The organism is Priestia sp. MDV22-iso46, from assembly GCF_058629175.1.
In genome coordinates this window covers 135,664-162,592 of the sequence record NZ_JBZVWT010000001.1, presented here as the reverse complement: position 1 = coordinate 162,592, position 26,929 = coordinate 135,664, and the positions used below count along the sequence as shown (strand labels likewise).

The window sequence follows — 26,929 nt, the reverse complement described above, 5'->3', positions numbered from 1 at the left end:
CTTTTTCTTATATAACAAATAAAAGGATTATAAAATGTTTTTATTATTAGTGTTCTCGACTCTTCTCAAATTTTTCAACAGCTTCAAAATCAAGCTCGGCTGATATCCAATCCCCTTTTTCCGGGAATTCTAGATTTCGAACGACTATTTTATTCGGCCCTTTTTTTTCTAAAATTTTCGCCTGGCAGTTTTTGTACATAACTACTTCTCGTTCTTTGATATCTGTCCACAACAAGTGCAGAACCCCTTTCAACTTTAAGAAGTTAATATTTCGAAACACTGTTTTACATTCTATTATATTTTTTTTGATTTGTTAATTTATTTGTCTTATTTTTTATAAAAAAATATTAAAAGACATTCCTTCTAATACAATATACCCAAAATATCTTTTAATCCTTAAACATTTATGTTATATTTTAAAAATTGTATTACAAGTTCTTTATTTTGTAGAAAAAATCAGAACGGCTTATGCGCAAAAAACTTCGCTGGTGTTGTAGCAAGTTTTTTATTTTTGCCTTTCCGCCTACTCTCTTTTCTTTTTTTACATATTTATAATGGACATGTGGATTCGTCCTAATACGTAGGCAGGCTTGAAAATTCAAAAACATCTTAGCATAAAGTCATGAAGTTATCCCGCTAAAAATACAGTTGAATTTACACATACTCTACCGAAACAGCCAGCACCCTCTATCCATATAAAAGCTACCTTCCACTATTTAAGAAACCACAATTTACTCCCTGGGAAGCATTACATACTGATAGAAGTGTTCAGAAACAAAATAAACTTTACTCTTGATATCTTGCTATAAAATGAATAATAACAACACAATTTGAGGTGCCAATAATGAACGTACTAACAAACGCCATAATTATCTTATTAGCTTATTTCATTGGATCAATTCCTTTTGCTTTAGTGATTGGAAAAGGATTTTACAAAACCGATGTTCGCAAGCACGGGAGCGGTAACTTAGGAGCTACTAATACCTTTCGCACTTTAGGAAAGAAAGCAGGTATTATAGTATTGATCGGCGATATAGCAAAAGGTTCGCTAGCTGTCTGTTTACCGCTTATGATGAATAGTCACTTGCATATGCTTGTCCCTGGATTTATCGCTATTCTTGGACATAGCTATCCGGTTTTTGCAAAGTTTAAAGGAGGAAAATCTGTAGCGACTGCGGCTGGTGTATTCCTTGCATTTTCACCATTAGCTTTCATTCTAGGGGTTCTTGCTTTTTTAATTTCTCTCAAAATTTCTAAATACGTATCCTTATCTTCACCTATTGGCGCATTGGTTGCCTTTTTAGCATCAATTTATGTAGGCGATGTAGTATTAATGGTATTTGCAGCCGTTATTTTTGTTTTCATTACATGGAAGCATATTAAAAACTTCAAACGTATTAAATTAGGTACAGAACCAAAGGTTAATTTTTAAGCGTAATAAAGTTATTTACTATTAATCTTTAAATATTTTTGCCAAAAAGGTGTTCATGATTTGAACACCTTTTTTTATTATTTTAATACGTCTCGTCCGAAGATAGACGTAAATTATAAAATTTTTTAGATGAAGCTCTTTTAATTATAGAGTAAATCATCCATTCCGCTACTTCTTGTATCTCATTTTGTAATTTGATATTTACTATTTAACCATCTTAAAACGATGAGTGTTACGGCACCAGCAGCTAAATATAAGAAGCCTCCAACTTCTATTACATACCCAAAAGGTGGAATAAGCTTTGGCAAAAAAACCATCCCTGCAAGAGAAACAAAAATTAAGACAAAGAGTAGAAAAAAGTCCTTAATCTTATTCTTAATTTTGTAAACAGATTTTTGTATCCATTTTAAAAGCAGAAAAACATCAAGAGAAATAATAACTGCAACGATAACAAAAGTGACGATTGCTGTTCCGGTATAAACCGTCTGACTGCTATCCCTAAAATAATGTACAGCAATATTTCCTACCCCGTTTACAATAGCCATTAAACTTGCTAGCTGTAACAATAAAAAGCTTATAAAAAAAGCAGTGCTTTTTAAGGGTTCTTTAGGCAACTGTTTAATCATTTCATCACAGTACGTCTTAAAGTTCTCTCCAAACACCTCTTCAGCACGCTTCCCTTCCGCTTGTGCGTCAATAAGGTGATCTAAAAGCTCCATTAATAACTCCTCAGCCTGCTGTTCAGAAACTGACACACTCGTTCGAATGTAAACAAGCATATTATCATAGTACTCTTCATTTTCCTTGGTCAGCTCTTTTCGTTTCTTATTATTTAATTTAATTAATTCCTTAGCGTTCATCGTAAAAACTCCTATTCAACAATTTATCTACAGGGTTTTGAATGTTGATCCATTCTTCTTGGATTTCACATAATGCATTTTCACCAGATGCCGTAAGATGATAGTATTTTCGTTTAGGACCCGAAGGCGACGCTCTCATTTCTCCTTTTATTAATCCCTCCTTTTGAAGACGTAGTAAAATGGGGTAAATCGAACCTTCACTCACATCATTTAATCCATATTGTTGAAGCTTCTGGGATAGCTCATAGCCATAAACCGTTTCTTTTTGAATAATTGATAAGATACACCCTTCTAAAATCCCTTTTAACAATTGACTTCTCAAAGACATATTGATTTCTTCCTTTTCACTATCTTGTTATACAAGATACATTTTTAAAGTAAAACTATCTTGCAAAACAAGATAGCTTTATACCACTTATAATAAACTATTTATGGTAAACACACAACCATTTATTTACTTTTTTATTAAACCACTTAACATAGTAATCTTTTTAATAACTTTGAATAAATAAATGAAACCTTTTCTCTCCTCCAACCGTATACCTATCATGCACGTATTAGTTAAAGGAGGAAGACTTGTGCTAAAACGAATTTCACTGTTTATTTTCGTTAATATTTTAGTATTAATCACAATCACAACGATTACATCTTTATTAGGTGTTCAAAGCTATATGGGAAGCAGCGGTTACGGCGGCCTGCTGGCATTTAGCGTAATTGCCGGCTTCAGCGGCGCGATTATTTCTCTTATGATGTCCCGCGTGATGGCAAAGTGGATGATGGGTGTTCAAGTTATTGATGAACGTTCCCCTCAAGGTGAATATGAACGATTTGTTCTCGAAGAAACGCACCGACTTGCATCTGTTGCAGGACTAAGAAAAATGCCTCAGGTCGGAATTTATCATTCAGCGGAAGTTAACGCTTTTGCAACAGGGCCAAGTAAAAGACGCTCACTTGTTGCCGTTTCAAGCGGAATGCTTGAACGAATGGATCGAGATGCAATCAGCGGCGTTATCGCTCACGAAATAGCGCATATTAAAAGCGGTGATATGGTCACAACTACGCTTCTGCAAGGAGTATTAAATACATTCGTTATTTTCTTCTCTCGTTTAGTAGCCAAAGCGGTGTCAAACTTTGTGCGAGAAGAGTTTGCGATGGTTGTTTATTTCCTTACATCGATTATATTTGAGATTCTCTTTAGTATCTTAAGCAGCCCAATTATCTTCTGGCATTCAAGAAGACGTGAATTCAAAGCCGATGAGCTTGCAGCTAAACTCGGTGGTAAAGAAAAAATGATTTATGCGTTAGAATCGCTTCGTCATACTACTTCATTAGTAGATGACCGTCAAAAATCCATTGCTGCTTTTAAAATTAGCGGCAAAGAAAAGTTCTCACGCTTATTCTCTACTCACCCGCCGCTTGAAAAACGCATTGAGCGCTTGCATTCGCTATAAGCAGACAAAACCAGCTTCTTTAAAGAAGCTGGTTTTTTTATGTTATGACTGAGGAGCAAGCACACGTGTAGTTTCCCACAGCAAGACGCCTTCTTCATTTTTTGTTAATTCAACGTATCCTTCTTTCTCTAAATACGTAAGCTGGCCGTACACTTCTGAGAAAATAAAGTCGGGTGCTTTTTGATACATATCCGGGAAAAAAGCAGCGCTGACTTCAAGCGTTGTTTTCTTTCCTTCCCCCATCGCTTGTAACACGCGCAGCGCCCATTTATGCTGCTTTTGAATCCGTTCCATAATTAAAGAATGAATGTCGCTAAGCGGTTCACCGTGACCGCTGTAAATCAAATCAATGTCGTAGTTCAACGTTTTTTCAAGAGACGCCAAGTAGTCCAATAGCGGCTTTGGCTTAGGATTTTGAATGGTTGGCTCTAAATATGGGTTTGACGGTACTTTTGGCAAAATATGATCTCCGCCAAACGCGACTTTTTCTTTGCGATTGTAAAACATCAGCTGACTTAAGGAATGTCCCGGCGTTTCAATTACTTCCCACTCACTCGCATACGGAAGTGTATCTCCTTCTTTCAAATACCCTGCTAGCTTCTGCCCTTTAGGTGAATATACTTGAATTGCAGCCGTTGCTTTACGAAGCCATGTATCCATTACATCATCACTGACTCCAAACTCCATAAGAAAATTACGGTATAGCTCATTATGCTGCTGAACAAACTCTTCATCTTGGTAAATCCAAGGCTCCACAAGCTTATGACCGTAAACCGGTATATCACTCGGCAGCCATTCTAAAAATCCAGTGTGATCCGGATGCTGATGAGTAAGAATAACTTGTTCAATATCTGTTACTTTATATCCTTCTTTACGAAGCGCCTCTTCAAAAACATTCCACGCTTCTTTGGTTTTCATCCCTGCATCAATTAACGTTAACTTGTCTGCTCTTAATAAAAACACATTCACTGGTCCAATTGGAAATGGCGTAGGCAGCTCAATGCGTATCACTTTATGATCTAAACTCATTTTACCAAACCCCTATATCTGCATTCTTTTTACTGCTTTATACTGTTAAACGTTTTATTCTTTTAAATAGTCCCTTTACTACTAACTTCTACCTTTTGTAAAAGTGCGCTGAGCATCAATAATTGGATGACTCTTTGTACTCTTACAAACGTTTTATAATGAATTCATACTACTAATAGTTTAGCAGGTTTGAAGACAAATTGATAAAGGAATGCTTTCCAGTACACTTATTTAAAACGAACAAATGGTCCATCAAACGAAAAAAGTAAGATAGAATAAAGAGACGAAATGATGATATAAGGAGCATAGTTTATGATTAAAGCGATTTTTCTTTTTATCCTAGCGGGTCTCGCTGAAATTGGCGGAGGCTATTTGATTTGGCAGTGGCTGCGCGAAGGAGCATCAAGCTGGTTAGGGCTGCTGGGCGGTATTGCTTTGGTGCTGTACGGCGTCATTGCTACGTGGCAGTCGTTTCCGGACTTTGGACGTGTATATGCAGCTTACGGAGGCATCTTTATTGTTTTAAGCCTGTTTTGGGCGTGGTGGGTTGATAAAAAAATGCCCGATACATATGATTGGATTGGCGGGTTTGTGTGTCTAATTGGCGTAGCCGTTATGCTTTGGCCAAGAAGTTAAGTGATAACGCAGAAAGGCGACAGAACACATAAATTCTGCCGCCTTTTATTTTTTTAGATAAATACAGCTATGTTTCTGGTTTGTGTACCCACAAAAAAAGACAACCCCAAGGTTGTCTTTTCTATTACTTCAATTCAGCCCATCTTTTATCTAATGATTTTAATAGCTCATCTTCAGATGTTTGGCCGCCGATGTATTCTTGTACATCCGCTCCGAATTTTTGCGTTACGCCTTCAGGGAACTTTGTCCATTCCCAAGGAATCGTTTTTTGATCCTTAGAATATTTAAGAAGTTCTTCGCCTAAAGGTCCGATGTCTTTTGCTTCGATTGACTTAAAGGCTGGAATGTACTTAAAGTCTTCTACTAACGCTTTTTGGCCTTCTTTAGATGTGACCATCCAGTTTAAGAAGTCTTTTGCTGCTTTTTTATCTGCTGCCGGTGCTTGTTTGTGAATAACCCAGTTGCTTGGAACATCAATTGCAAGCTTGTCAGATACAGCCGCATCGTCGCTTAACGGCATAGGCAGAATCCCTACATCCATGTTCGGCGTAATTTTGTCAAGCATTGGCTGAATCCAGTTTCCTTGCTGAATCATAGCCGCTTCACCGTTCGCAAATTTCGTTACTTGCGTGTTGTAGTCCGTCGTTAACGGATTTTTGTTTCCGTATTTCACTGTTAAATCAAGCAGCTTTACATATTGTTTGAACTGCTCGTTTCCTGCGATTTTCGTACTGCCGTCATTTAATCCTTTAATAAATGCATCCGGATCTTTTTGACTGGCAAATGGAATATTTAAGCCGTGGTTTCCAAGCACCCACCACTCGCCGTAGCCGATAGAAAATGGCGTAATGCCGGCAGCTTTTAGCTTTTTAGCGGCTGCTTCTAATTCTGAATACGTTTTCGGAAGTTCTTTAATTCCTGCTTTTTTGAACAGTTTTTTGTTATATGTAAATCCATAGCCTTCAAGACTGATCGGCTGTCCATATACTTTACCATCCATCGTCATTGGTGTAAGTGTGTTTTCGTACGCGTCATCAATCCAAGGCTGATCCGATAAATCTTCTAATTTATTTTTCCACGTTTTTGCCTCTTGATATCCGCCGTTTGTGAAAAGGTCAGGTGCATTACCCGAAGCAAACTGCGCTTTTAAAGCTGCTGCACCGTCAGCTCCTCCACCGACCGTTTGGATATTGAACTTTACGTTTGGATGTTCTTTTGTATACTGATCAGTTAGAGCTTTTAGCTGATCTGCAATTTCTACTTTTCCTTGAAATACATCTACTACTACTTGATCTCCGCCGCTTTTTTTATTACCAGATGCGCTTTCGTTTGAACATGCGGTTGAAAATAAAAGCGTAGCCGATAAAACACCTGCCGCTAAAGGCCATTTTTTCATTTTGAATGCCATTTTCTGTTCCTCCCTATTTGCTGCTGGTTTTGATGCCTCATCCTCAAAACCAGCCCTGTTGCCGTTTCTATTATTTAATTGAACCGCTTGTAATTCCTTTAACAATGTGTTTTTGCATTGCAAAGAAGAAGATTAATAGCGGGATAATACTGATTACAAGTGCTGCTAGTGCTAAATCCCACTGCTTTGTATACTGACCAAAGAAGAAGAATGTCGCAAGCGGAATCGTTCTTAGTTCAGGATCTTGCAGAACAAGAGACGGAAGTAAGAAGTCATTCCAAATCCATAGGCTGTTTAAGATGACAACGGTTACTGTAATTGGCTTTAATAATGGGAATACAATTCTCCAAAATACGCCTAGACGTGAGCATCCGTCGATGATTGCCGCTTCTTCTAGCTCGACTGGAATTCCTTTAATAAATCCGTGGTATAAGAAAATCGTCATACCAGAACCAAAGCCTAAATACATAATCACGATACCCCAAATGCTGTTTAACAGATTTAAGTTTCCTGCTACTTTTACAAGCGGAATCATGATAGATTGAAACGGAATAACCATTGCCGCTACGAATGCCATAAAGATAATGCTGCTGATTTTTTTCTTTGTTCGAACCAGCATGTAAGCTGCCATTGAACAGAAGATTACTAGAACTGCGTTACTGATGACTGTAATGATCAGCGAGTTGCTAAGCACTTTTAAGTAATTCATTTGGTTGAATGCATTAACAAAGTTTTGAAACTGAATCGTTGTCGGCAGGGCCGATGTGTTTGATAAAATTTCTGCAAATGATTTTAACGAGTTTGAAAGCACATAATAAAAGGGAACCAAGAACACAAGTCCAAGCAGGACCGCTAAAATTTCAACAATAAAGGTTTTGCTCGTATATTTGTTTCCCATTACGATTCAACCTCCTTCTTCTTCGTGTATGTTACTTGAATAATCGTAATCGCTGCTACGACGATGAAGAAAATTAAGGCTTTTGCTTCACCTAGACCGTATCTGTTATTAACAAATGCTTCTGTATAAATGTTAAGCGCTAACATTTCTGTTGATTTGAATGGACCACCGTTTGTTAATGATAAGTTGACATCAAATACTTTGAATGACCATGAAATCGTTAAGAATAAACAAACCGTTACTGCCGGCGCTACCATTGGAATTGTAATATGACGAAGAATTTGCCATCTGCTTGCTCCGTCAATTTTTGCTGCTTCAATCAGCTCTTGCGGTACGTTTTGCAGTGCTGCTGTGTAAATAAGCATGATATAACCTGCTCCTTGCCATACACTTACAATCACGATGCCCCAAAATGCTGTTTTTGCGTCTCCCAACCAAGGAAGTTCAAAAAGCGAGATTCCCGTAATTTGTCCGATAGATGCAAATCCTTTTACGAAAATGAACTGCCATACAAATCCTAGTAAAAGTCCGCCAATTAAATTCGGCATAAAGAAAACCGTACGTAAAATGTTTCGTGTTTTTAACATTTGAGTAACAAGGATTGCTAACACGAATCCAACCACATTCGTTAAGATAATCGCAACGACCGTATATTTTGTTGTGATCCAAAACGATTGCTGAAACTGCTTATCTTCGGTGAACAAGTACTTAAAGTTATCAAGTCCCACCCAGTTAATCGTACCATTTACTCCGTTCCAGTCTGTAAATGAGTAATAAATCCCTGTAAAAAATGGTATAAGTACAATCACACAAAACGCTAAAAGTGCGGGCCCTACAAATAGTGCAAATAAACCTACATTTTTCAAATTTTTACGTTTTTTCGTATTAATCGATGGTTCTCTTTTAAGTTCTTGCTCTAAAGGAACATATTCTGTCTCCTGTAATTTACTTTGGCTATTCATCTTACTAGCACCTCCCTATGTCTTATTTTAGCGAAATCCGCTATTTATGAAACCGCTTTAATTGACGAGTAGGGTGTAAAATATTGACCTGTGTGCAACATTTTCTCTCCTGTGCACATTTTACGCCCTTTTTTAAAACATGAAAGAAATAAAAGAAAAAGCTAGAAGTGGACGACGTATCTTCTTATCTTATACACTAGAAAAAAGATGTAGTTGGGAGGGACATACTCATGACAGCAAAACGAGCGTTAATTACGGGTGCCAATTCAGGAATGGGGCTGGCTGCAACGATTGAACTAGCCAAAAAAGGATTCGAAGTCATTATGGTTTGCCGAAATGAAGAAAGAGGAAATGCCGCTTTAGAAGAAGCGAAGCGCCAAAGCGGATCGGATTTCATATCTCTTATGACCTGTGACTTAGCTTCTCTCGACAGTATCCGAGCTTTCAGTGAAGACTTTACGTCTCGTTACAGCGTGCTTGATGTGCTGATTAATAACGCGGGCGTGGTGACAATCAAGCGTGAAACAACCCAAGACAGATTTGAAATGATGCTTGGTGTCAATCACTTGGGTCACTTTTTGTTAACTAATTTACTTTTAGATCCGCTGAAAAAATCTCAGCAAGGACGCATTATAAACGTTGGGTCCGGTGCTCATAAAGCTGGAAAAATAGACTTCAACAACCCTCACTTAACAACAGGATTCGGAATATGGCGAGGATACTCTCAGTCTAAATTAGCGAATAACTTATTTACGATCCATTTAAGTAAAAAGTTAAAAGACACTTCGGTAACCGTAAATTGCCTTCACCCCGGAGCCGTTTCTACCGCTATCGGCGTTAACCGTCAAACGGGTTTCGGAAAAAGCGTTCACGCCGTGCTTCGCCCTTTCTTTTTAACACCTCTTCAAGGGGCCGAAACAGCTATTTATTTAGCAGACAGCCCTGAAGTAACGCATATTAGCGGCGCTTATTTTTATAAAAAACGCGTGACTCCCCCTTCTTCAAGAGCAAAAGATGAGCGGCTCGCAGAAGAATTTTGGGACTGGAGTGCCCGCGAAGTTGGCTTATAAAGTAGATAGATACGCTTGGAAAGAAGAAAATAATGAAAAAAGGTCAGCTTTTCAGCTGACCTTTTCGTATTAGAAAAACGTTAGTCCTATAGCAAAAATAAAGCCTGATACAATTAAGGTCGTCACGCAGTAGCCCATTATATCGCGTGCTCCGAGCCCTGCGATAGCTAGTGCAGGCAGTGCCCAAAACGGCTGTGCCATATTCATCCATGCTTCTCCGTAGGCAATGGCCATCGCAGCGACTCCCGGATCTACGCCGAGCTGTTCAGCTGCCGGCATAATAAAAGGTCCTTGTACAACCCAGTGTCCTCCTCCTGACGGAACAAAAAAGTTCACAACGCCAGAACTTAAAAACGCAAGAAACGGAAATGTCGTTTCATTTGAAATCGAGATAAATGCGTTCGTTAGCTTCCCGCCTAAGCCTGATAGCTCCATCATGCCTTGAATACCTGCGTAGAATGGAAACTGAATCACAATCCCAGCGGTTCCTTTCGCAGCATTAGAAACGGCATTCATATAGGATAAAGGCGTGCGGTGAAGCAAAATACCCGTCGTGAAAAATAATAAATTCACTGTGTTAATATCCATTTTAAAGCCGTTTGTAGCAAAATAATAAATTAAATATGAATACCCAAGCAGCGCAATCGTCAGACTTAAAAACCTGCTGTTCTCCATACGTACAGCAAATGTTGGCTTAGAAGAAGTTGTCTCAACAACTGTAGCCGGAGCCATTTCATCTTCTGCCAACAGTCTTGGATCAATTTCTACCACTTCTTTTCCCGTCGGCATCATCAGTCTTGTCATAATAGGAAGGACAATTAATAATGCGAGGGTAATAAATAAGTTGTAGCCTGTAAAAATCGTGTCTGACAGCGGAATAAGTCCAGCCGTTTTTTCCATTGGGTTTCCAGGTGTAGCAGCGACAAGAGGAATCGAACCTGACAAGCCTCCGTGCCATGTTAAAAACCCTATGTAGGCACAGGCAATTAAAAACCGGTAATCAGATCCCGGCACGCGTTTCGCTACTTCTTTCGCAAACAGCGCACCTACAATTAAGCCAAACCCCCAGTTAATCATACAGGCCATAGCTGCGCCAAGCGTGACAAGAATTACCCCTTGCGCCGGAGTTTTGGCTAACAGTGCTATGTTCACAAGCCACTTCTTTACAAGCGGCGAGCTGGCAAGCGCATGTCCCGTGACAAGCACTAAACTCATTTGCATCGCAAATGCCAAAAGGTTCCAAAATCCACTTCCCCAAAACTGAACCATTTCAATCGGCCCGTGAGGAGTAAAAACAATACCTGATACAAATAAAATCAGCGTCAGGATTAAAGCAAACACAAACGGATCAGGTAAAAAACGCTGCACAAGCGCCGTAAAGAAATTAGATAACGCTTTCATTTTACTCCTCCTTTACAGGAATACTCCTGTGAATAAATGTCGACAAGCATCTTTAATTATACATAATTTGTTGAAAATTGTTAATATTTAGTTTAATAAAAACCCTTCCGTTTTTCAGAAGGGTTTTACACACTAAATGTTTGAATAAGAGTTGGCTCTCCGTCAAGTTCAATTTTCTTTTCTTGAAAGGAAATATGTAAGCTTTTATAAATATGTTTCCAAAATGAAATAGCCCGCTTATTGCCTGCAAGCTCAATAATCATATATGTTCCTTTTCGATGAGAGAAAATGTCTTTTACCGTTTTGGAAGCGATGCCCTGCCCTCGGTATTTGTTTAAGATAAAAAAATCATTGATGCAGTAATCTGCTTCTTGCTGAAGTGCGGGCTGTTCAAGAAGTAAAAAAAAGCCCGTCAGCTTATCATCTACTTTAATAAAGTATGGCGAGAGGCCTTCTACTTTCCAAAACAGAGGCAGCTCTTCAAAATGGAAAGCTCCATTTTCGCGAATATCTAAAGAAGGTGTATACGCAGATAAATCGTGGAGATAAAGAGAATACAAATTTTGCAAAACGCCCGCTTGGTTTTTAGGTACTTTTTCAATCGTAAGCATTCTTAGTTCATCCCCTTCTTTTCCTATCATAAGGTTTTTTTGTGAAAGTTTACAGTAAAAATGTTTGGGCAAAGTGAAGATGGATAGTCAAAAAGCTCTTTTTTCATTTTGCAGATGTATGACACGCAATAAAAAAACGATCATCTACGGTACTGTACGCTCCGTCTGATAATCGTTTTTTATGTTTTGTATGCTGGTGCTGAAGTTTTTCCTTCTTTGTTTTGGTTTTGCGCGTGTCCATGTCTGCAAATACAAACAGGCTGCGGTTTAATTCTGGATTTCGCTTTCCTTCACGCGTCATTTTATCACGCATTTTTTTTGCTTTTGACTTTGCCATGTAACTTCCTCCCTATATGAATGATGTATACATATCTTACTGCTTTTTTATAAAATGTCAAGTGCAGAAGCACTGATGGATTGACAGTGCTTCTGTATAGTCAAGACTCTTTGTTTTTCAGCATATCATCTAACTTTTGCTCCATGCGCTGAAGCCTTTTTTCATTTGCACCCTGCTTTTGAGTCAACCTTTTTAAGCCTATAATAAATGCAATTATTACTCCTGCTATTCCTATCAGGATAAGCAGCATAAGAATTTGAAAAATAATATCACCTATATTAACCATAATTCCACCTTTAATCTATTTTTTTACATTATATCATTTTTTTGGTTATTTTTGCTTTATTTTATAAAAAAAAGCTCTCAATGCTGAGAGCTTCATTTACTATCTTCATCGTAAACCGTCCATTTTTCCTGTTTGATTTGATTGGAGACATCAATCAGTTTATTTTTCACTCGGTCCTTTTCCGCTCCTGTTAAAGGCGTAGGTCGGTAGTCGTTTCGCGCCGTTGTGGAAGAAATACGGAATGGAATGACGTTGATGTCTTTATTAGTCGTTAGCTTTCCATCTTTAATCGTAAACGTCTGCTGAAATACAAATGTATCTTTATCACTTGGATTTTTGTTTCCGCCAAACATAAAGTTTCCTAAGCTATAGACAATAAATTTATTTTTGTACTCTTCAATTCCTTGAACAACGTGAGGATGATGACCTAAAATCAAGTCTGCTCCGTTATCAATTGTATATTTCGCCAATGCTTGCTGCGCTGTATCAGGAACATAGTGTCGCTCAGATCCCCAGTGAAAATGCACAATGATAATTTTAGCGCCTTTTTCTTTTAAAGACTTAATTCCGTCTTTAATCTGACTTCTTATTTCTTTGGTGTCATCCCAGCCCGGATATCCAAGCAATCCTACTTTGACTCCTTTTACCGTTGTGATGTATGTATCTTCATAGCCAAAATAGCCTATTCCGCTTTTCTTTAAGTTCTCTCTTGTATCATCATATCCTTGCTGTAAATAATCACGTGTATGATTATTAGCTAAGTTAACGGTTTCAATACTTCCTTGTTTTAAAATATTCACAAAAGAAGGGTCACCTTTAAAACGAAATGTTTTACTTGCTTTTTCGGTCGCATTTGTCAGCGTCGTTTCTAAGTTAACCGTTGTTAAATCATCTTGTTCAAAAATCGACTTTACATTTTGCGTAAAATACGGAAGGCCATTTCTTGCCGCTACGTCATTAAAAGTAGAATCATAGCTGAAGCTTTCATCATTTCCTAAAGTAAAATCTCCCGCTGCGCTAATTTTAATGGTTGTATTAATGCCCTCTTTTTTTTCTTTTTTTGTCGCTTCTTTAGATTTTACAGCTTCTTCTTTTTTCTGTGGTTCAGAAGATGTTTGTTCTCCTGCTCCTCCGCATGCTCCCAGTAAAAAACACAAACTTCCATAAATAACAGCTTTTTTTAAATACTTGTTCATGTAACGTTAAAACCCCTTTTTACGTTTTAATAACTGTGTTTGGACATGGTGTTTAATGTACATTTCGCCAAATACATACAATCTTCCTGTTATATCGGCAAAATAAGTGAAAATTTCATAAAAAAAGGAAGTTTTTATATTCTTTTTGGGTTAGAACAAGAGATTTTAGCTAAGAGAAAAGTAGCGCAAACGCTGCGGAGAAAACTGATGAGCTGTACTAAACTTCAAGTGATTCACAAAATAGCACAGCGATTCCAAACATCACCTAAAATAAAAACCTCCTTTGCTCATGCAAAGAAGGTTTTATCTACACTTAACAAATCGAATCATTAGATTTAGGGTTTTTGAGTCCAAATAACGGTCGGATAAATAGTGCTACGCCTGTGCCAAGCATCGCCATAACCATCCATACCCATCCGTGAAGACTAAATGAGGCAATGCCGCCAAAGTAAGCGCCGATGTTACAGCCAAAAGCAAGACGCGCACCATACCCCATTAAAAGGCCGCCAACAACAGCTGCTCCTGCGACGCCGGGCTTAATTTTCCCTGGTTTGAACGTTCCTTGCGCCGTCGCTGAAATGAAAGCTCCTAGGATGATCCCAAAGTTTAACACGCTAGTAGAGTCCGCTAATACACTTTGCGTTAGCGCTTCTCCATTTGCACCTTGGAAAAATCCCCAGCTTGATACATCTGTTCCAGCTGCCATCATCGCTTTTCCGCCCCATAAAGCAAAGGCAGAAGTAATGCCCCAAGGATTTCCTCTTACAGCCAGCGTCAATGCATTTAATACAGCCAGCACAATCGCCGCAGTAAATAGAGGCCAAGAGCCGCGAATGATCTTTTTCCACCCTTTTGTCGTAGGAAGCTGCTTCATCATAGGCGGATTTTTCTTTTTCGCAATTTGAATCGTAATCCAGTAAATCGCTGCGAACGCGATAAGCTGTACAATCCAAGCACCAAAATAACCAAGGCCTGTCGATTCAGCTAATGAAATAGGGGGAAGCGAAGGTTGTTTTTGCCAAAATGGCAAATGATACGCCCCGAACATAGAACCTACAATAAAGGATAAAAGCGTTAAAATCATGGAAGAAGAGCCGCCGCCTAACGAATACAGCGTTCCTGAGGCACATCCATTTCCTAGCTGCATGCCAATTCCAAACATAAACGAACCAACTATCACGCTGACTCCTACAGGTGAAACATATCCTTTTGGCGTTACGCCTGTAAAGCTAAAGCCTGTACTTAAAATGATAGCAAACAGCGTTGAAGCAATCGCTAGCATAAGCATATGCGCCTGTAAACCTTGAACATTTCCGACAGATACCAGTCGGCGAAATGCTGATGTAAAGCCAAAGCGTGCGTACAGAAGCGTCATCCCTAACGCTAGGCCAATAATAAATAACACACCTTGCGTCCAGTTAGTCGTGAGCACAATCGCAAGAAGCAAAATAACTGCTGCTATAACCCCTCCTGCAAATAATGGCTTTTGCATAGGGCTTAATTCTGTTACAACAGTGGTTGACTTCGATTTATATGATGAGTGCAACGTTTGTGCCAAATCATCCACTCCTTTTCTGATAGAAATACTAAGAATTAATATTTATCATCTTATAGCACTTCCCTTTCTCTGTAAACTATTTAGCAAAATGAAAGTGAATTGTTTATTTTTTGAGTATTCTTACTTTCATTCATACAAAAAGCAGAAGTTGCTCTTCTTCTGCTTTTTGTTACTAAACGTAAATAGAATGAATCTCTTTTAACGGTTCAGGATGAGGCTTTGCAAAATAATACCCTTGAAACAAATCATAGCCCATCTCTATCAGGCATTTTAAATCTTCTTCTGTTTCTACCCCTTCTGCAAGAGCCTTCGCCCCCATTCTATGGGTGATAGTTAACATCTCTTGGGCCACTTTTTTCTGTTTCTCATTCTTACTGACTCCGTTTGTGAATTCAAATGCCAATTTCACGATGTCAGGCTCCACTTCTAAAAGCCGATTCAGCGTGTTATAACCAACTCCTACGTCATCTAAAGCATATTTAAATCCGTGGGAGCGATAATAATTCAAAATGTTTTTTAAATGCTTAATATCTTGAACATCCTCCGTTTCAATCACTTCAAACACTATTTGCTCGGGTTTTATATTCAATTCTTGGATTAACGTAAATGTAGATGCCAAGCAATGCTCAGGATTATATATTGCTGTAGGAATAAAGTTAATAAAAATCAGCTGACGATCAATAATACTAGCATTTTTTACAGCTTCTAAGCGGCAGGCTCGGTCAAGAGCGAAGGTTTTATTTCTTATTTGAGCAGCTTCAAACATTTTAAAAGGCGGTATAATACTTCCATCTTCTTCTAATCCTCTTGATAAAATTTCGTGGCCAACGATATGCACGCGTTCGTGATCAATCGATACAATCGGCTGATAATATGAGCAAATTCGCTTGTCTTCAATGAGCTCATCAATCCACAAGGCATCTTTCATTTTTTGAAAAACGGTGATTGGCTCCATACGCCGCAGGTTTTCAAACGGGCTCCGCTGCTTGGCTTCTACAGCCCACACGTGCCGAGGGTCTAAATGCTGATGAACATAATCCGTAAAACCCCAAAAGATATGTTCCTTCATCCAGAACATATCTTCTCCAAGAGTCTTCCATTGATTTTGAGAAATATCTTTAAAGTATTTTTCCAACTTCTTTACATCGTTTGATTTCTGAAAAGAAACCGTATATCCTGTCCTAATTGGCAGACACGCGTCGCACCCCATAGTTCATCTTCTCCCTCATTTATCATCAGTTTGTTGTATGTACACATGGATAGTTCTAGGAACTATACCACTTTTAAGAAATTTACAAACCCTATTTTCCCTTTAAAATAGAACGTACTAAAAAGTTTTGGTAAAATGGTAGACGGCTTTTATTATCTAGATCATAGAAGAACTTGATATAAGGAAGTGAACAATTCATGAGCAAAAACCCTTTTACTAAGTGGTTTGTATTTTCTTTAACATTCTTTGCCCTGAGTACTGGCGCAATGTATTATATGCTGTACATATCGTACTGGACGTATTCTATTAAGCTGTTTTTAATCGCGGTGCCGCTCTTTACCTTATTATCGGTTGCTTTTGGTTCGTTGGTAATCGTACATGAGCGCAAAAGAAAACGTGTATTTCAGTTGCAAAATGAAGGAGGCAGTCCTAAAAGTACGTTTATTCAAGGATTTTCCGAAATAACGGTAGGAGCAGGATGCATCGTGCTGTGCTTTTTTCTTTTTCTTTATTTTCTAATGGATTATTGAGTACATATAAAAAAGACGAGCAGGCAGCTCGTCTTTTTTATTTGGATCTTTCTAGAATATCTCGAACGCTCGCATAATCAAGCTCTTTATAAGTTCCAACACCTGGTTTTACAAAGGTCTTTTCAACAATCGCATCAAATTCAGAATCATCAATACCATAGTCACGCAAGCTGTTCGGGGCTCCTAAGTCATTCCAGAAAGTGCGAAGCGCTTTTGCTCCTTCCATTGCTGTTTCTTCATCGCTTTTTCCCGCTGGATCAATGCCAAATACGTTTACAGCCAATTGTTTTACACGAGAAGGATCTTCTTTTAAAACGTGCTCCAGCCAGTTAGGGAACAAGATAGCAAGACCGCCTCCGTGGGGAATATCATATACGGCCGACAGAGCATGTTCAATACGATGAGTAGCCCAGTCTCCCCCGTCCGTTCCGTTTGCTAAGCTTCCGTTAAACGCCGTCGTGCTGATATACATCATCGTTTCACGATACTTATAAGAAGTCAGGTCTTTAAGAAGCTTAGGACCTTCTTGTACAGCCGTTCTTAGTAAAGATTCAATAAAGCCGTCGATCATCGGCGTATTTTCCGTGCGATGAAAATAGTGTTCAAGCGCATGCGACATACTGTCAACAATTCCATAGACGGTTTGATCGCGCGGCACTGAAAATGTGTACGCCGGATCTAAGATAGAAAAGACGGGAAATACGTGAGAAGACGTCCAACCTAGCTTTTCTTTTGTTTCCCAATTTGTAATAACAGAAGTTGAATTCATTTCAGATCCTGTTGCTGCAAGTGTTAATACCGTTCCAAAAGGAAGCGCATCTGTAATCTCTTTTTTACGTGTAATTAAATCCCATGTATTTCCTTCATACACGGCTCCAGCTGCAATAGCTTTTGTACAATCGATTACACTTCCTCCCCCAACGGCTAAGAGAAAACCAATGTTTTCTTTTTTACATATGTCAACGCCTTTAGCTACCGTAGTCAAACGAGGATTAGGTTCTACACCAGACAGCTCGTGAACAACCGCGTTAATAGACTGAAGTTCAGCTTTCACTTCGTCGTATACGCCATTTCGTTTGATACTTCCTCCTCCATATACTAACAGAACGTTTACTTGTTTATGATAAGAAGCAAGCTCTTGCGATAGCTTCGTAATTTGATTTTCTCCAAAGTATAATTTTGTAGGATTGTGCTGCAAAAATATATTCATGTTCTACACCTCTAGTTTCATGTTTTATAAAAAGTGTAGCACGAAAACAACTTCATCATTATTGAAGATTCTCTATATCTATTATCAATATTTTTGATAACCTTCTTGAACAAGTGAAATAAATTGTTGAATGGGTGCCGTCAGCCACTTTTTCTTTTTGAATATGAGCTGTGAATAAAGATAAAACTCTTCGTGGTCAAACGGGATTTTAATCAATTTTCCGCTTTCCATCTCTTGTTTTACCGCTATTTCCGGTACAAGAGCAATACCTAAATTATCCGCTACGCACTGTTTAATCGCTTCAAGACTGCTAAACGAGATGACCGATTGCATATGAATACCGCTGCTGCGCATCATCTCTTCTAAAAGCGTGCGATAAGGGCAGCCGCTCTCAGTTAAAATAATGGTCTCTCCCTCAAACTCTTCCATTAGAACGCTGGTTCTTTTACTAAAAGAATGAGAAGACGAAGCAATCATAACCATGTTTTCTTTTCGAATAGGAATCACTTCTAAACTTGAAGATGTTTGAAGACGATCAAGCAAAACGGCTACATCATACTTTCCGTCAATAATTCCTTGTGTTAAATTTGGACATAAACCCGCTTCTAGCATAATCTTTAGAGAAGGGTGCTGCTTTTTTAATTCACGAATATACGGTGTAATAAAATAGGCGGCCAGCGACTCCACGGTTCCTATTGAAACGGTTCCTCTAGCATCTTCGTTCGTAGTAAGGCGCTCTTTTGCTTCATTTAATAACTCGGTTACTTGATTCACATAATAAAGCAATTCTTCACCAGGCTGAGTCAGCTTCATTTTTTGTCCAGTTCGTTCAAATAGTTTTTGACCGTAATGATCCTCTAATTTTTTTATATGAGTGGTAACGCTTGACTGAGCATACCCTAACTCCTCGCCCGTTCGTGTATAGCTCCCCCACTTCGCTACTTCTTTGAATGTATATAAATAGTTAATATCCATATGCTGCTCCTTATGTACTGCTGTTTTGTTTCGTTGTCCATATGCTAAAGCTGTTCTAGTAATTAGAACTTATACGCAAATAGAATCACAGTACAGTATAAGCGAACTCGTTTTGCCAAGCAATTTTATCCACCTTAAAAATTCTTTTTATATTAGGCAATTACGCCGTTTTTTGTTCATAGAATGAAAAACAAACCTATGAAAAGAAAGGGTGTATCTCGTGACAGCCTACAAAGAAGTATTATATAAAGGAAAACGCTTTGTACTGATTCACGTATATGATTCAGGATACTGTGAAATCCGACCGATTGATCATGCTTTTAAAGTCGAACTTGTGCGATTAGATGAGATAGAACAATGTGGATAACAGTCATGAACGCAGCTAATGCAGCTGCTTTTTTGTTTGTATTAAAAACAAGTGGATGAGATAAAAATAGCTAAATTGGCTGGCCTTTTACATAATTTCTTCCTGTATACTTTGTAACTAAGGATATTCGCACTTATTTAGTTTCTATACTTATTCGAGGTGATTACATGAAAAAAGGCTGGCTGGAATGGATATTATTATCCGTTGCGTTAATTTGGGGAGCCAATTATACAATCGGAAAATTTGGAGTTGCTCATATGTCTTCCATTCAATTTAGCGCACTGCGTTTTATAATGGTTGCTCCTATTCTTTTACTTATTACAGGAATAATAGAGCGAGGCATTCGTATCGAAAAAAAAGACTGGGGACGTTTAATAGCGGTCAGCATAGTAGGCGTTACGCTCTATCAAACGCTGTTTATGGTATCTGTTAAGTATACAACAGCTACAAATGCTTCTTTACTTATTTCGATGTCTCCTATTTTCACAGGAATCTTAGCTATATTATATAAGCATGAAGCTTTTTCGTTAAAAACACAGCTAGGCTCTGTGCTTGCTTTTTTCGGGGCTGCGTTTGTACTGCTGTTTGGTCACTCTAGTCATGCACTGTCGCAGCTTGCATGGTTCGGAAACATCATGGGGATTGTGGCAGCCATTTCTTGGGGCTGGTATCCGATTTTAGCAAAACCTTTAGTCGTAAAATATTCTGCTTTGCGCGTGACTGCGTGGTCTGCTTTAATCGGAGCTATTCCGCTTACTGTCTACTGTCTTTTCACCTATCAAACACTTATCTGGCCAACAGATATAGGCAGCTGGAGCTCTCTGGCATACTCTGTTTTGTTCGTGACGGTGTACGGACTGGTGATGTGGTATGTAGGAATTGGAAAAATTGGCTCTACAAAAGTAATGGTTTACATGTATGTTATTCCTTTGTTCGCCGTTGTTTTTGCTGCTGTAGCTATTGGAGAGACCATCAATGCTATGCAGCTGCTTGGAGGACTTATTATTTTTAGCGGTTTGTATATTGTTAAAAAAAGCCCTGCTGCTAAAACAGCTCTTAAACTTAAAAAAGCAAACTAAAAAGAGTAACGGGTTCGACTGATGCATGCTAATAACGCTCAGATTTTTTCTGAGCGTTATTGGTATACTATTTTAATGCCCTAATTGAATTAAACATCCAATAGTTTGATTAATGAACATTTTTCAGTTTATATTCATGAGTGATTTTATGCTGATTGTATACGCGTTTAAAACCGTTTCGTTCATAAAATAACTTCGCTTCGTCCGTATCTGCATAGAGAACGAGGCTGTCGTAAGAATTCTCCGCATAGTGAATGACTTCTTTTAAAAGTCGCTTGCCTATACCCTTTCTGCGAAATTGAGCTGAAACATAAAACCTCCTTACTCTTCCAGCGTTAGCATACTGGCTGTAAGAATTTTGATTAAGGCCGGCTACGCCAATTAATTTGTTTTGTTCACCGTAAACTCCCCACAACCTTTCGCCTGTTTTGTTAAATACGTTTTGCCTGTTTTTATACTCCGCTACTAGTTTTGTAAAAAAGAAAAAGCCTTCCTCCTGGCTTTCCGTTAGCATCTCTTTTATATCACGCTTCGCAAGGTACGTTAGCTTGATGATCTTCATATATTACCTCTCCGTTCAGCAGGTGATTTTGTTTCGATAGAATGCTTGTTATACATTAATGCTGCCATGCCTGTTAGAGCTGTCATCAGCAAAATGAAGCTTGAAAATAGATATACAAACCTTACCCCAAACAGATCGGCTACTGTCCCGACAAATGCGATGGAAAGTATAAACACAGCCTGGACAAGAGTTGATTTTGCCGCTATTACTTTAGGAAGCATACCATTGCTGCAGGTATTTTGATAAATGGTTTCCTGAGCTACGTCTCGAAGCTGATAGGCAGGACCCATCATTATCAAAAGTACTAAAGCTAGATACGGGTTTGTTACTAGACCGTAAAAACCGGTTAAAACAGCATAACTGAGTGAGCCTAAGAACATAGAAAGCAAAAGTCTTCCTTTTACCCTAGAAGACATTCGGTACACAATAATTCCTCCGACTATGCTTCCGAAATAATACGCACCGTTTATATATCCCCACCATGCTTCTCCTTTTCCAAGCACTTCTTTTACAAAAGAAAGAGTAATAGCTCCAATCCAAATGGTTCCAAAAAGCGACTCGATGATGTCCATTATAACGAGGGCTCTGATGCGTTTATGTATCCATAAAAAGCGCCATCCTTCCATTAGTTTTGCCGTTCTTCGCTTTTGTATTTGTTTGTATATACAGGCTTCTTTTATAAACAGTAAGCAAACAAATGAGAGCGATAGAAGACCTGCCGTTATAAATAGAGACTGAGTGGATCCCGTTAAGGACAAAATGAAACCACCAAGCGACCACCCTGCAAACAGAAAAGTTTGATCAATTGTTGAAAGCAAGCTATTCGCCTGCATTCTTTGACTATCATTTACTAAGCTGCGTACAACTGAAGTTTTAAAAATGGAAAAAAAGCCGTTAAAAAAAGAAATGATTCCAACAATGATAAAACACATCGTTAGTACTGTGACTGTAAATCCTTGTGTGAGTAGCACATACAATCCAACAAGCATCCCTATCTGCATCACTTGAACAGACCGCATAATGTGAATGGATTTATACGTATCGGCTAGTAAAGGTACGCTAAGGCCGCTAAGGAGCCGAGCAAGTAAGCTCGTCATCGTAATCATCGACGCAAGAGCTGTTGAACCGGTGTTTTCCTTTATATAGGAAGTGACGGCCATTGTATAAAGAACAAAACCTACATTTGCGGTTACTTGACTTGCTGCTAAAAGATAAAAACGCTGAGTCAATTCTTTTCTCCTTTCTGTTAGACGTAACATGCAAAAAGATAATTCATTTTTGTTAATTTTTCCCTTTTAAACTATAACACTATTTGACGAAATCCAAAACTATCTATAATTTAGTAGATGGAGGTTTTTATGTTTAAATATAGTTTTCTTATTGTTCTTATCGCTTTTTTCCTTATTAACTTTAACGGTCAGGAAAATCAAATTGTAGGAGGCAAAATAAAAAAGGAACGAAGTGAGGTTTTCTTTGGAGAATACGACAGCTTTACGGGCCGCTACTCCCGGAGCATTAAACTCAAAAAAGGCGTAACCTACGCTTTTACGCTATCTAAAAACACCAAAAGCGGAGACCTGTCCCTGTACGTAGAAGATCCAAAACAGACACGATTTTTCGAAATGACTAATAACTCTCTTTATTTAACACCTGAAAAAACGAGGAGATATCGTATTAATTTTGTAGGCTCCGAGCATAAAGGCTCTTTTCAGCTTCGCTGGAAAAGCAGTAATCAAAAAGAGAGCGAAAGATTTGTGTAATACCATTTTAGACAACGCTTAAACGAGGAGGAATGGTTTATGATTATTAATCAAGCTGTCCTGTACACCCACTTATTGGACACAATGAAGGATTTTTATGTAAATTCTCTCGATTTTCCATTAACCGCCGCTTCACCGCGTTCTTTTTCCATCAAGGTTGGTGAAAGTGAGCTAACCTTTAAAGAAAGTTCTCTACATACGAAGCCCTTTTACCATTTTGCTTTTAATATTCCAGCAAACCGCTTTATGGAAGCAAAGCAATGGGCTACTCAGAGAGTCTTCCTCAATACAGAAGAGAAGAAAGATGAGATTTATTTTGAGGCATTTGATGCTCATTCGTTTTATTTTGAAGACCCTGCTCATAATATTGTTGAATACATTTCAAGACATTCGGACTGCCCGCCATCCAAGGACCCCTTTTCTTCTAAGTCGCTTTTAAGCATAGGAGAAATCAACTTGACAACTCCTCATGTCCACTTTGTAGGGACACAGCTTATTAACTCCGGTATCACCGTGCGCAACAACAGGCTATTAAACGAGACCTTTAATTTTTTAGGAAGCGGCAGTGCGTTTTTTCTTGTAGGTACGCCTAAAAGGCGGTGGTTTTTTTCGAACCGCGACTCTGAAGTTCATCCATTAATGGCAAAGGTCAATCATTCTCTAACAGTTGCGCTCGATGAAAAAGGAATGTTGAATATTACGCAAGAATGATTGTTTTTTTAATAAAGCCACGTAACAAGCGAACTTCTTACGTGGCTATTTTTGTTCAAAATTCACCTCATACTCCCCCTATAGGTTTTGTATATAGTTCTCGATGTCCTTTCTGTTCATCAGCATAAAAACCTTGCAATCCTCATCATTTTTAAGCTTTTCAAACCGGTTTCTCATCTTTTTTTGCCGCTCTCGATACGTAGTAAGAATAAACGTAAAAAATGACCAATCTACTTTTTCAGGACATCCTTTTGCCATATCTTCACGCGTTTTTCTTGCATATACGATTCTCCGCTTTATTACTCGGTACACACAAACGATTAGCGGCAGCTCTAAATAAATAATGGTATCTGCACGCTTCACTCGCAGGTCATACGAATTGCTGTAGTTCCCGTCGATAATCCAGCTGTCTTTTTTTACAATGTGCTCCTGCAATTCTCTAAAGCTATCATTGTCTCTTTCCGTCCAGCCAGGCTGCCAATACAGACTGTCTAAATGATATACTTCTAGATCAAGCTTTTCCCCTAATTTCTTGGCAAATGTAGACTTTCCTACTCCTGGAGAAACGCCCATTACCAGTACTCTTTTCATCTCATCACCTTACCTTTTTAAGAAATAAAGCTGATTGAAGAGAAGGCAGCTGTTTATAGCTGACTCAGTGCACTCAGTGTACTCGGAGCGGGCAGCTTTATAAAACGGTTGCATGTTAGGATTTTTATTCCCATGATTTTCAGGCAACCTATAAATATTCATTATAAATTCCTATATTCCTTCTTGCTTTGTAGTAAATAGGTTGCTTTTATGAATCGTTTCCTTTACCTTAAATGTGAGTATATAAAAGTAAGGTGAAAAAAAATGAATGCATCTATGCTAAAGAGATTTTTACGAAACCTCGGTATTTTTATTTATATTGTCATTGCAGCTATTAATATTTACTTAACGAGAAATGATTTGGGCGATATGCTTACCCGCCTTGTGCTGCTGACTATTTTACTTCCTTTGTTTTTTAGTTTTGTGTATGCGTTAGGAAAATCACATTTTAAAAGACAAGAAGAGCTCGCTGAACAAGAGAAGAAAAAAGAGTAATAAAAGCCTTTTATCGAGGGGGATTCCCCTTTCTAAAAGGCTTTTTACTTTTTTTCATATAACTGAACATTAACTACATTAGGATTAACGTGATACTGTTTGGCAAGTTGATTTACCATCTGCTGAATTTCTCTTTTCTTATGGGAAGAAAGGTGTTCGCGGGGCAGAAGAACCAGAACTTGAGCTTCCGCATAGTTGTTCAGCACCCTAACTTCTTGAAAGCCATGCTGCGTCAAAAAAGCTTTTAACGCTTTTTCAAAGTCTGTGCTTTCTTTTTGAACAACTATAGAAGGCTGATCGTAAGAAAATAGCGAAACTTCTTTCTCTTCAGGCTTTGTATACACCGCCCAAGCAGTTATAAGCACTGTGACAACAATACCCACATTTAACATCCACCTTTTCATACCACGAACGCTCCTTTTAATTAAGTTTGTTCATGATATGAAAAAATTCGTTCATTCATGCGTTATCTTCCTAGCCAGCCTCCGTCTACAGCAAGTAAGTGCCCATGAATATAAGCAGATGCATCAGATGCTAAAAAGACAACCGCTCCTTTAAAATCATTTGCTTGCCCCCATCTGCCTGCGGGAATACGTTCAATGATTTGTCTGCTGCGCGTTTCATCGTTAATAAGCGCTTCATTCATATCAGTAGCAATATACCCTGGTACAATTCCATTAACATTTACGCCTTTTGCTGCCCATTCATTAGATAAAGCCTTTGTAAGCTGAGCAACTCCTCCTTTTGCTGCAGCATAGGCCGGAACGGTAATACCTCCTTGGTAAGAAAGCAAAGATGCCATATTAATGATTTTTCCGCTTCCTTGTTTAAGCATTTGTCGGCCCGCCTGCTGACATAACAACCATACGGTTTTTAAATTAACATTCATAACAGCATCCCAATCTTCTTCTGCAAAGTCTACAGCGGGTGAACGTCTTTGAATGCCCGCATTGTTCACCAAAATATCGAGCTTGCCAAAATAAGCAACAACCGATGAGATCGCTTCGCTTACTTCAGAAGCATTTTCTAGATCACAATTAACAATAAAACATTTTCTTCCGAGACGTTCAATTTCTTCTTTTACTCCAAGAAACTCCTTTGATCGCTGCAGCAGAGCGATATCCGAACCTGCTTCTGCCAAAGCAATCGCCATTGACCTTCCAATTCCTCTTGTTGCCCCCGTAATCGCTGCTACTTTACCATCTAAAGAAAATAAATCTACTGTCATTGTTCATTCTCCTCTCCGTTTGGTACAAATAAAACCTTAAGTGATTCACCAGGCCGCTGCATAAACTCAAACCCCGCTTGAATATCTTCAAGCGGCAGCTTATGAGAAATTAAAGAATCTGCTGCTATTTCACCGCTTGCCAGTAAATCAATAGCCGTCTGAAAATCTTCCTTTGTATAACATCTCGTTGTAGTTAATGAAATTTCTTTAAAGTGCATCGCTGCTAAATCTACTTCTGGAGCTTTTTTGTATACGCTCACCACCACAATCTCTCCCTGAATACGGCTTGTTTCAACCATTTGTTTTGCTGTAATTTGATTTCCAGCTACTTCAAATACAACGTCTGCACCGACGTCATTCGTAAGCAAACGCACTTCTTTTACGACGTCTTTTTTCATTGCATCAATTGGTATAAAGCCAAGTTCTTTTGCTTTAGTTAAGCGGTAAGAACTAATATCTGAGATCATTACTTTTTTTGCTCCTGCTCGTTTCGCAATCATCCCGATCAGCAGTCCAATAGGTCCTGCTCCTAAAATGACAGCTTGGTCTCCTACTTTCAACCGCGAGCGTCGCACTGTATGTACGGCAACGGCTACAGGTTCTGCAAGAGCTGCGTGTGCGCTGGACAGATTCTCTGGCAATAGGTGAAGACGGTTCACTGGAACAGCCACGTACTGCGCGAACCCTCCATCTTGATCAATGCCGATTAGTCTTAACTTCTTACAAACGTGAAACTGTCCTCTTACACAGGCTTCGCAAGTTCTGCAGCTAAGCGTAGGCTCAACTGCTACGCGGTCACCTAAAGAAAATTCCGTTTCCCCTCGGATCTCTTCTATAACTCCGCTGAATTCATGTCCCATAATAAGTGGCGCTTGTGCTCTAGGGTGTTTTCCAAAATAAATCATCATATCCGTTCCGCAAATTCCAGCATGAGATACCTTTACAAGCGCTTCTCCTTCTTTTATGACCGGTTTCGCTTTTTGCTGCATAACGGCTTTTGTTTCTGAAACGTAGACACCTGCTTTCATTTCTCCATCCCCTTTGTATACTTGTCGACAATTTGAAGATAAAAATCT

Annotated in this window: 32 protein-coding genes; 10 read left to right on the top strand and 22 right to left on the bottom strand. The window is 38.7% G+C overall.

Annotated features, from left to right (window positions below):
- Nucleotides 1-46: 46 nt before the first annotated feature.
- Entirely contained in the window at nucleotides 47-235 is a 189-nt protein-coding gene (locus AC4NPH_RS00860) for a hypothetical protein (protein ID WP_016764545.1), read from the bottom strand.
- A 609-nt stretch (nucleotides 236-844) separates the two neighbouring features.
- On the opposite strand from AC4NPH_RS00860, the gene plsY reads away from it, so the two are divergent.
- Nucleotides 845-1,432: a glycerol-3-phosphate 1-O-acyltransferase PlsY gene (gene plsY, locus AC4NPH_RS00855; protein WP_029322369.1), complete on the top strand. Its 588-nt coding sequence runs from the start codon at nucleotides 845-847 to the stop codon at nucleotides 1,430-1,432.
- 182 nt (nucleotides 1,433-1,614) lie between these two features.
- Here plsY and AC4NPH_RS00850 read toward each other — a convergent pair whose 3' ends face one another.
- Nucleotides 1,615-2,292 (bottom strand): DUF1129 family protein, encoded by a 678-nt coding sequence (locus AC4NPH_RS00850; RefSeq protein ID WP_098196630.1) that lies wholly within the window; start codon nucleotides 2,290-2,292, stop codon nucleotides 1,615-1,617.
- On the bottom strand, nucleotides 2,282-2,620 hold the full coding sequence (locus tag AC4NPH_RS00845; RefSeq protein ID WP_013057488.1) for a PadR family transcriptional regulator: 339 nt from the start codon (nucleotides 2,618-2,620) through the stop codon (nucleotides 2,282-2,284). The genes AC4NPH_RS00850 and AC4NPH_RS00845 overlap by 11 nt, the downstream gene beginning before the upstream one ends.
- Before the next feature lie 250 nt (nucleotides 2,621-2,870).
- On the opposite strand from AC4NPH_RS00845, the gene htpX reads away from it, so the two are divergent.
- Nucleotides 2,871-3,743: a protease HtpX gene (gene htpX, locus AC4NPH_RS00840; RefSeq protein ID WP_057273378.1), complete on the top strand. Its 873-nt coding sequence runs from the start codon at nucleotides 2,871-2,873 to the stop codon at nucleotides 3,741-3,743.
- A 42-nt stretch (nucleotides 3,744-3,785) separates the two neighbouring features.
- On the opposite strand, the gene AC4NPH_RS00835 is transcribed toward htpX, so the two are convergent.
- Complete coding sequence (locus AC4NPH_RS00835) at nucleotides 3,786-4,772, bottom strand: MBL fold metallo-hydrolase (RefSeq protein WP_098315026.1); 987 nt, start codon at nucleotides 4,770-4,772, stop codon at nucleotides 3,786-3,788.
- Between the two features lie 312 nt (nucleotides 4,773-5,084).
- Here AC4NPH_RS00835 and AC4NPH_RS00830 point away from each other — a divergent pair, with 312 nt between their 5' ends.
- Complete coding sequence (locus tag AC4NPH_RS00830; RefSeq protein ID WP_013057491.1) at nucleotides 5,085-5,408, top strand: YnfA family protein; 324 nt, start codon at nucleotides 5,085-5,087, stop codon at nucleotides 5,406-5,408.
- A 124-nt stretch (nucleotides 5,409-5,532) separates the two neighbouring features.
- Here the strand turns inward: AC4NPH_RS00830 and AC4NPH_RS00825 are convergent, their stop codons facing one another.
- From AC4NPH_RS00825 to AC4NPH_RS00815, 3 genes are all read right to left on the bottom strand, one after another.
- The gene (locus AC4NPH_RS00825; protein ID WP_013057492.1) at nucleotides 5,533-6,816 is read right to left on the bottom strand and encodes an ABC transporter substrate-binding protein; all 1,284 of its coding nucleotides are present in this window, start codon (nucleotides 6,814-6,816) and stop codon (nucleotides 5,533-5,535) included.
- Between the two features lie 70 nt (nucleotides 6,817-6,886).
- Nucleotides 6,887-7,714: a carbohydrate ABC transporter permease gene (locus AC4NPH_RS00820; protein WP_013057493.1), complete on the bottom strand. Its 828-nt coding sequence runs from the start codon at nucleotides 7,712-7,714 to the stop codon at nucleotides 6,887-6,889.
- Complete coding sequence (locus tag AC4NPH_RS00815) at nucleotides 7,714-8,676, bottom strand: carbohydrate ABC transporter permease (protein ID WP_013057494.1); 963 nt, start codon at nucleotides 8,674-8,676, stop codon at nucleotides 7,714-7,716. The genes AC4NPH_RS00820 and AC4NPH_RS00815 overlap by 1 nt, the downstream gene beginning before the upstream one ends.
- A 230-nt stretch (nucleotides 8,677-8,906) precedes the next feature.
- On the opposite strand from AC4NPH_RS00815, the gene AC4NPH_RS00810 reads away from it, so the two are divergent.
- A complete protein-coding gene (locus AC4NPH_RS00810) occupies nucleotides 8,907-9,746 on the top strand; it encodes an SDR family oxidoreductase (RefSeq protein ID WP_098196633.1) in 840 nt (279 codons plus the stop codon).
- A 69-nt stretch (nucleotides 9,747-9,815) separates the two neighbouring features.
- Here the strand turns inward: AC4NPH_RS00810 and AC4NPH_RS00805 are convergent, their stop codons facing one another.
- The 7 genes from AC4NPH_RS00805 to AC4NPH_RS00775 all read right to left on the bottom strand — a co-directional run bounded on the left by AC4NPH_RS00805 (nucleotide 9,816) and on the right by AC4NPH_RS00775 (nucleotide 16,345).
- Nucleotides 9,816-11,147, bottom strand: coding sequence for a TIGR00366 family protein (locus AC4NPH_RS00805; protein WP_013057496.1), 1,332 nt, complete (start codon nucleotides 11,145-11,147; stop codon nucleotides 9,816-9,818).
- Nucleotides 11,148-11,272: 125 nt separating this feature from the next.
- Entirely contained in the window at nucleotides 11,273-11,758 is a 486-nt protein-coding gene (locus AC4NPH_RS00800) for a GNAT family N-acetyltransferase (protein ID WP_308334222.1), read from the bottom strand.
- Nucleotides 11,759-11,861: 103 nt separating this feature from the next.
- Nucleotides 11,862-12,095 (bottom strand): ribosome rescue factor BrfA, encoded by a 234-nt coding sequence (gene brfA / locus AC4NPH_RS00795; RefSeq protein WP_279824289.1) that lies wholly within the window; start codon nucleotides 12,093-12,095, stop codon nucleotides 11,862-11,864.
- 100 nt (nucleotides 12,096-12,195) lie between these two features.
- Nucleotides 12,196-12,381 (bottom strand): DUF4083 family protein, encoded by a 186-nt coding sequence (locus tag AC4NPH_RS00790; RefSeq protein WP_279824286.1) that lies wholly within the window; start codon nucleotides 12,379-12,381, stop codon nucleotides 12,196-12,198.
- A 92-nt stretch (nucleotides 12,382-12,473) separates the two neighbouring features.
- Nucleotides 12,474-13,577 (bottom strand): CapA family protein, encoded by a 1,104-nt coding sequence (locus tag AC4NPH_RS00785; protein WP_057273382.1) that lies wholly within the window; start codon nucleotides 13,575-13,577, stop codon nucleotides 12,474-12,476.
- Nucleotides 13,578-13,890: 313 nt separating this feature from the next.
- On the bottom strand, nucleotides 13,891-15,135 hold the full coding sequence (locus AC4NPH_RS00780) for a YeeE/YedE family protein (protein WP_308334223.1): 1,245 nt from the start codon (nucleotides 15,133-15,135) through the stop codon (nucleotides 13,891-13,893).
- 172 nt (nucleotides 15,136-15,307) lie between these two features.
- Nucleotides 15,308-16,345, bottom strand: a complete 1,038-nt coding sequence (locus AC4NPH_RS00775) for an EAL domain-containing protein (RefSeq protein ID WP_308334224.1) — start codon at nucleotides 16,343-16,345, stop codon at nucleotides 15,308-15,310.
- 197 nt (nucleotides 16,346-16,542) lie between these two features.
- Between AC4NPH_RS00775 and AC4NPH_RS00770 the strand changes: the two genes are divergently transcribed.
- Nucleotides 16,543-16,875, top strand: coding sequence for a hypothetical protein (locus AC4NPH_RS00770; protein ID WP_013057503.1), 333 nt, complete (start codon nucleotides 16,543-16,545; stop codon nucleotides 16,873-16,875).
- 37 nt (nucleotides 16,876-16,912) lie between these two features.
- Here AC4NPH_RS00770 and AC4NPH_RS00765 read toward each other — a convergent pair whose 3' ends face one another.
- Together AC4NPH_RS00765 and AC4NPH_RS00760 are read right to left on the bottom strand one after the other, a co-directional pair.
- Nucleotides 16,913-18,085, bottom strand: coding sequence for an iron-containing alcohol dehydrogenase (locus tag AC4NPH_RS00765; RefSeq protein ID WP_098315030.1), 1,173 nt, complete (start codon nucleotides 18,083-18,085; stop codon nucleotides 16,913-16,915).
- 84 nt (nucleotides 18,086-18,169) lie between these two features.
- Nucleotides 18,170-19,060: a LysR family transcriptional regulator gene (locus AC4NPH_RS00760; RefSeq protein ID WP_053487387.1), complete on the bottom strand. Its 891-nt coding sequence runs from the start codon at nucleotides 19,058-19,060 to the stop codon at nucleotides 18,170-18,172.
- A gap of 220 nt (nucleotides 19,061-19,280) precedes the next feature.
- On the opposite strand from AC4NPH_RS00760, the gene AC4NPH_RS00755 reads away from it, so the two are divergent.
- The gene (locus AC4NPH_RS00755; RefSeq protein WP_013057506.1) at nucleotides 19,281-19,427 is read left to right on the top strand and encodes a hypothetical protein; all 147 of its coding nucleotides are present in this window, start codon (nucleotides 19,281-19,283) and stop codon (nucleotides 19,425-19,427) included.
- A gap of 167 nt (nucleotides 19,428-19,594) precedes the next feature.
- On the top strand, nucleotides 19,595-20,506 hold the full coding sequence (locus AC4NPH_RS00750; RefSeq protein WP_053487388.1) for a DMT family transporter: 912 nt from the start codon (nucleotides 19,595-19,597) through the stop codon (nucleotides 20,504-20,506).
- A gap of 109 nt (nucleotides 20,507-20,615) precedes the next feature.
- On the opposite strand, the gene AC4NPH_RS00745 is transcribed toward AC4NPH_RS00750, so the two are convergent.
- The gene (locus AC4NPH_RS00745) at nucleotides 20,616-21,068 is read right to left on the bottom strand and encodes a GNAT family N-acetyltransferase (RefSeq protein ID WP_308334225.1); all 453 of its coding nucleotides are present in this window, start codon (nucleotides 21,066-21,068) and stop codon (nucleotides 20,616-20,618) included.
- Nucleotides 21,065-22,297, bottom strand: a complete 1,233-nt coding sequence (locus AC4NPH_RS00740; protein ID WP_013057509.1) for an MFS transporter — start codon at nucleotides 22,295-22,297, stop codon at nucleotides 21,065-21,067. Before AC4NPH_RS00740 ends, AC4NPH_RS00745 begins: the two co-directional genes overlap by 4 nt.
- 129 nt (nucleotides 22,298-22,426) lie before the next feature.
- On the opposite strand from AC4NPH_RS00740, the gene AC4NPH_RS00735 reads away from it, so the two are divergent.
- Nucleotides 22,427-22,828, top strand: a complete 402-nt coding sequence (locus tag AC4NPH_RS00735; protein WP_013057510.1) for a hypothetical protein — start codon at nucleotides 22,427-22,429, stop codon at nucleotides 22,826-22,828.
- Between the two features lie 39 nt (nucleotides 22,829-22,867).
- Complete coding sequence (locus AC4NPH_RS00730; protein WP_098196636.1) at nucleotides 22,868-23,539, top strand: glyoxalase; 672 nt, start codon at nucleotides 22,868-22,870, stop codon at nucleotides 23,537-23,539.
- Nucleotides 23,540-23,617: 78 nt separating this feature from the next.
- Here the strand turns inward: AC4NPH_RS00730 and AC4NPH_RS00725 are convergent, their stop codons facing one another.
- On the bottom strand, nucleotides 23,618-24,130 hold the full coding sequence (locus AC4NPH_RS00725) for a P-loop NTPase family protein (RefSeq protein WP_098196637.1): 513 nt from the start codon (nucleotides 24,128-24,130) through the stop codon (nucleotides 23,618-23,620).
- Nucleotides 24,131-24,394: 264 nt separating this feature from the next.
- Here AC4NPH_RS00725 and AC4NPH_RS00720 point away from each other — a divergent pair, with 264 nt between their 5' ends.
- The gene (locus tag AC4NPH_RS00720; RefSeq protein WP_013057513.1) at nucleotides 24,395-24,625 is read left to right on the top strand and encodes a hypothetical protein; all 231 of its coding nucleotides are present in this window, start codon (nucleotides 24,395-24,397) and stop codon (nucleotides 24,623-24,625) included.
- 44 nt (nucleotides 24,626-24,669) lie between these two features.
- On the opposite strand, the gene AC4NPH_RS00715 is transcribed toward AC4NPH_RS00720, so the two are convergent.
- From AC4NPH_RS00715 to AC4NPH_RS00705, 3 genes are all read right to left on the bottom strand, one after another.
- The gene (locus AC4NPH_RS00715) at nucleotides 24,670-25,029 is read right to left on the bottom strand and encodes a hypothetical protein (RefSeq protein WP_057273390.1); all 360 of its coding nucleotides are present in this window, start codon (nucleotides 25,027-25,029) and stop codon (nucleotides 24,670-24,672) included.
- Between the two features lie 62 nt (nucleotides 25,030-25,091).
- Nucleotides 25,092-25,853, bottom strand: coding sequence for a glucose 1-dehydrogenase (locus AC4NPH_RS00710; RefSeq protein ID WP_013057515.1), 762 nt, complete (start codon nucleotides 25,851-25,853; stop codon nucleotides 25,092-25,094).
- Nucleotides 25,850-26,881 carry a zinc-dependent alcohol dehydrogenase gene (locus AC4NPH_RS00705; RefSeq protein ID WP_098546737.1) on the bottom strand — a complete coding sequence of 344 codons (1,032 nt, stop codon included), beginning with the start codon at nucleotides 26,879-26,881 and terminating at the stop codon, nucleotides 25,850-25,852. Before AC4NPH_RS00705 ends, AC4NPH_RS00710 begins: the two co-directional genes overlap by 4 nt.
- Nucleotides 26,882-26,929: the final 48 nt, after the last annotated feature.

Bases quoted from the DNA above. Each gene is read 5' to 3' on its own strand.
- AC4NPH_RS00825 (WP_013057492.1), bottom strand. From the start codon at position 6,816: ATGGCATTCAAAATGAAAAAATGGCCTTTAGCGGCAGGTGTTTTATCG.
- AC4NPH_RS00805 (WP_013057496.1), bottom strand. From the start codon at position 11,147: ATGAAAGCGTTATCTAATTTCTTTACGGCGCTTGTGCAGCGTTTTTTA.
- AC4NPH_RS00730 (WP_098196636.1), top strand. From the start codon at position 22,868: ATGATTATTAATCAAGCTGTCCTGTACACCCACTTATTGGACACAATG.
- brfA (WP_279824289.1), bottom strand. From the start codon at position 12,095: ATGGCAAAGTCAAAAGCAAAAAAAATGCGTGATAAAATGACGCGTGAA.
- AC4NPH_RS00760 (WP_053487387.1), bottom strand. From the start codon at position 19,060: ATGGATATTAACTATTTATATACATTCAAAGAAGTAGCGAAGTGGGGG.
- AC4NPH_RS00815 (WP_013057494.1), bottom strand. From the start codon at position 8,676: ATGAATAGCCAAAGTAAATTACAGGAGACAGAATATGTTCCTTTAGAG.
- AC4NPH_RS00745 (WP_308334225.1), bottom strand. From the start codon at position 21,068: ATGAAGATCATCAAGCTAACGTACCTTGCGAAGCGTGATATAAAAGAG.
- AC4NPH_RS00720 (WP_013057513.1), top strand. From the start codon at position 24,395: ATGAATGCATCTATGCTAAAGAGATTTTTACGAAACCTCGGTATTTTT.
- AC4NPH_RS00750 (WP_053487388.1), top strand. From the start codon at position 19,595: ATGAAAAAAGGCTGGCTGGAATGGATATTATTATCCGTTGCGTTAATT.
- AC4NPH_RS00850 (WP_098196630.1), bottom strand. From the start codon at position 2,292: ATGAACGCTAAGGAATTAATTAAATTAAATAATAAGAAACGAAAAGAG.
- AC4NPH_RS00810 (WP_098196633.1), top strand. From the start codon at position 8,907: ATGACAGCAAAACGAGCGTTAATTACGGGTGCCAATTCAGGAATGGGG.
- AC4NPH_RS00835 (WP_098315026.1), bottom strand. From the start codon at position 4,772: ATGAGTTTAGATCATAAAGTGATACGCATTGAGCTGCCTACGCCATTT.
- AC4NPH_RS00785 (WP_057273382.1), bottom strand. From the start codon at position 13,577: ATGAACAAGTATTTAAAAAAAGCTGTTATTTATGGAAGTTTGTGTTTT.
- AC4NPH_RS00820 (WP_013057493.1), bottom strand. From the start codon at position 7,714: ATGGGAAACAAATATACGAGCAAAACCTTTATTGTTGAAATTTTAGCG.
- AC4NPH_RS00845 (WP_013057488.1), bottom strand. From the start codon at position 2,620: ATGTCTTTGAGAAGTCAATTGTTAAAAGGGATTTTAGAAGGGTGTATC.
- AC4NPH_RS00775 (WP_308334224.1), bottom strand. From the start codon at position 16,345: ATGGGGTGCGACGCGTGTCTGCCAATTAGGACAGGATATACGGTTTCT.
- AC4NPH_RS00770 (WP_013057503.1), top strand. From the start codon at position 16,543: ATGAGCAAAAACCCTTTTACTAAGTGGTTTGTATTTTCTTTAACATTC.
- AC4NPH_RS00735 (WP_013057510.1), top strand. From the start codon at position 22,427: ATGTTTAAATATAGTTTTCTTATTGTTCTTATCGCTTTTTTCCTTATT.
- AC4NPH_RS00705 (WP_098546737.1), bottom strand. From the start codon at position 26,881: ATGAAAGCAGGTGTCTACGTTTCAGAAACAAAAGCCGTTATGCAGCAA.
- AC4NPH_RS00790 (WP_279824286.1), bottom strand. From the start codon at position 12,381: ATGGTTAATATAGGTGATATTATTTTTCAAATTCTTATGCTGCTTATC.
- AC4NPH_RS00830 (WP_013057491.1), top strand. From the start codon at position 5,085: ATGATTAAAGCGATTTTTCTTTTTATCCTAGCGGGTCTCGCTGAAATT.
- plsY (WP_029322369.1), top strand. From the start codon at position 845: ATGAACGTACTAACAAACGCCATAATTATCTTATTAGCTTATTTCATT.
- AC4NPH_RS00715 (WP_057273390.1), bottom strand. From the start codon at position 25,029: ATGAAAAGGTGGATGTTAAATGTGGGTATTGTTGTCACAGTGCTTATA.
- AC4NPH_RS00765 (WP_098315030.1), bottom strand. From the start codon at position 18,085: ATGAATATATTTTTGCAGCACAATCCTACAAAATTATACTTTGGAGAA.
- AC4NPH_RS00800 (WP_308334222.1), bottom strand. From the start codon at position 11,758: ATGCTTACGATTGAAAAAGTACCTAAAAACCAAGCGGGCGTTTTGCAA.
- AC4NPH_RS00725 (WP_098196637.1), bottom strand. From the start codon at position 24,130: ATGAAAAGAGTACTGGTAATGGGCGTTTCTCCAGGAGTAGGAAAGTCT.
- AC4NPH_RS00710 (WP_013057515.1), bottom strand. From the start codon at position 25,853: ATGACAGTAGATTTATTTTCTTTAGATGGTAAAGTAGCAGCGATTACG.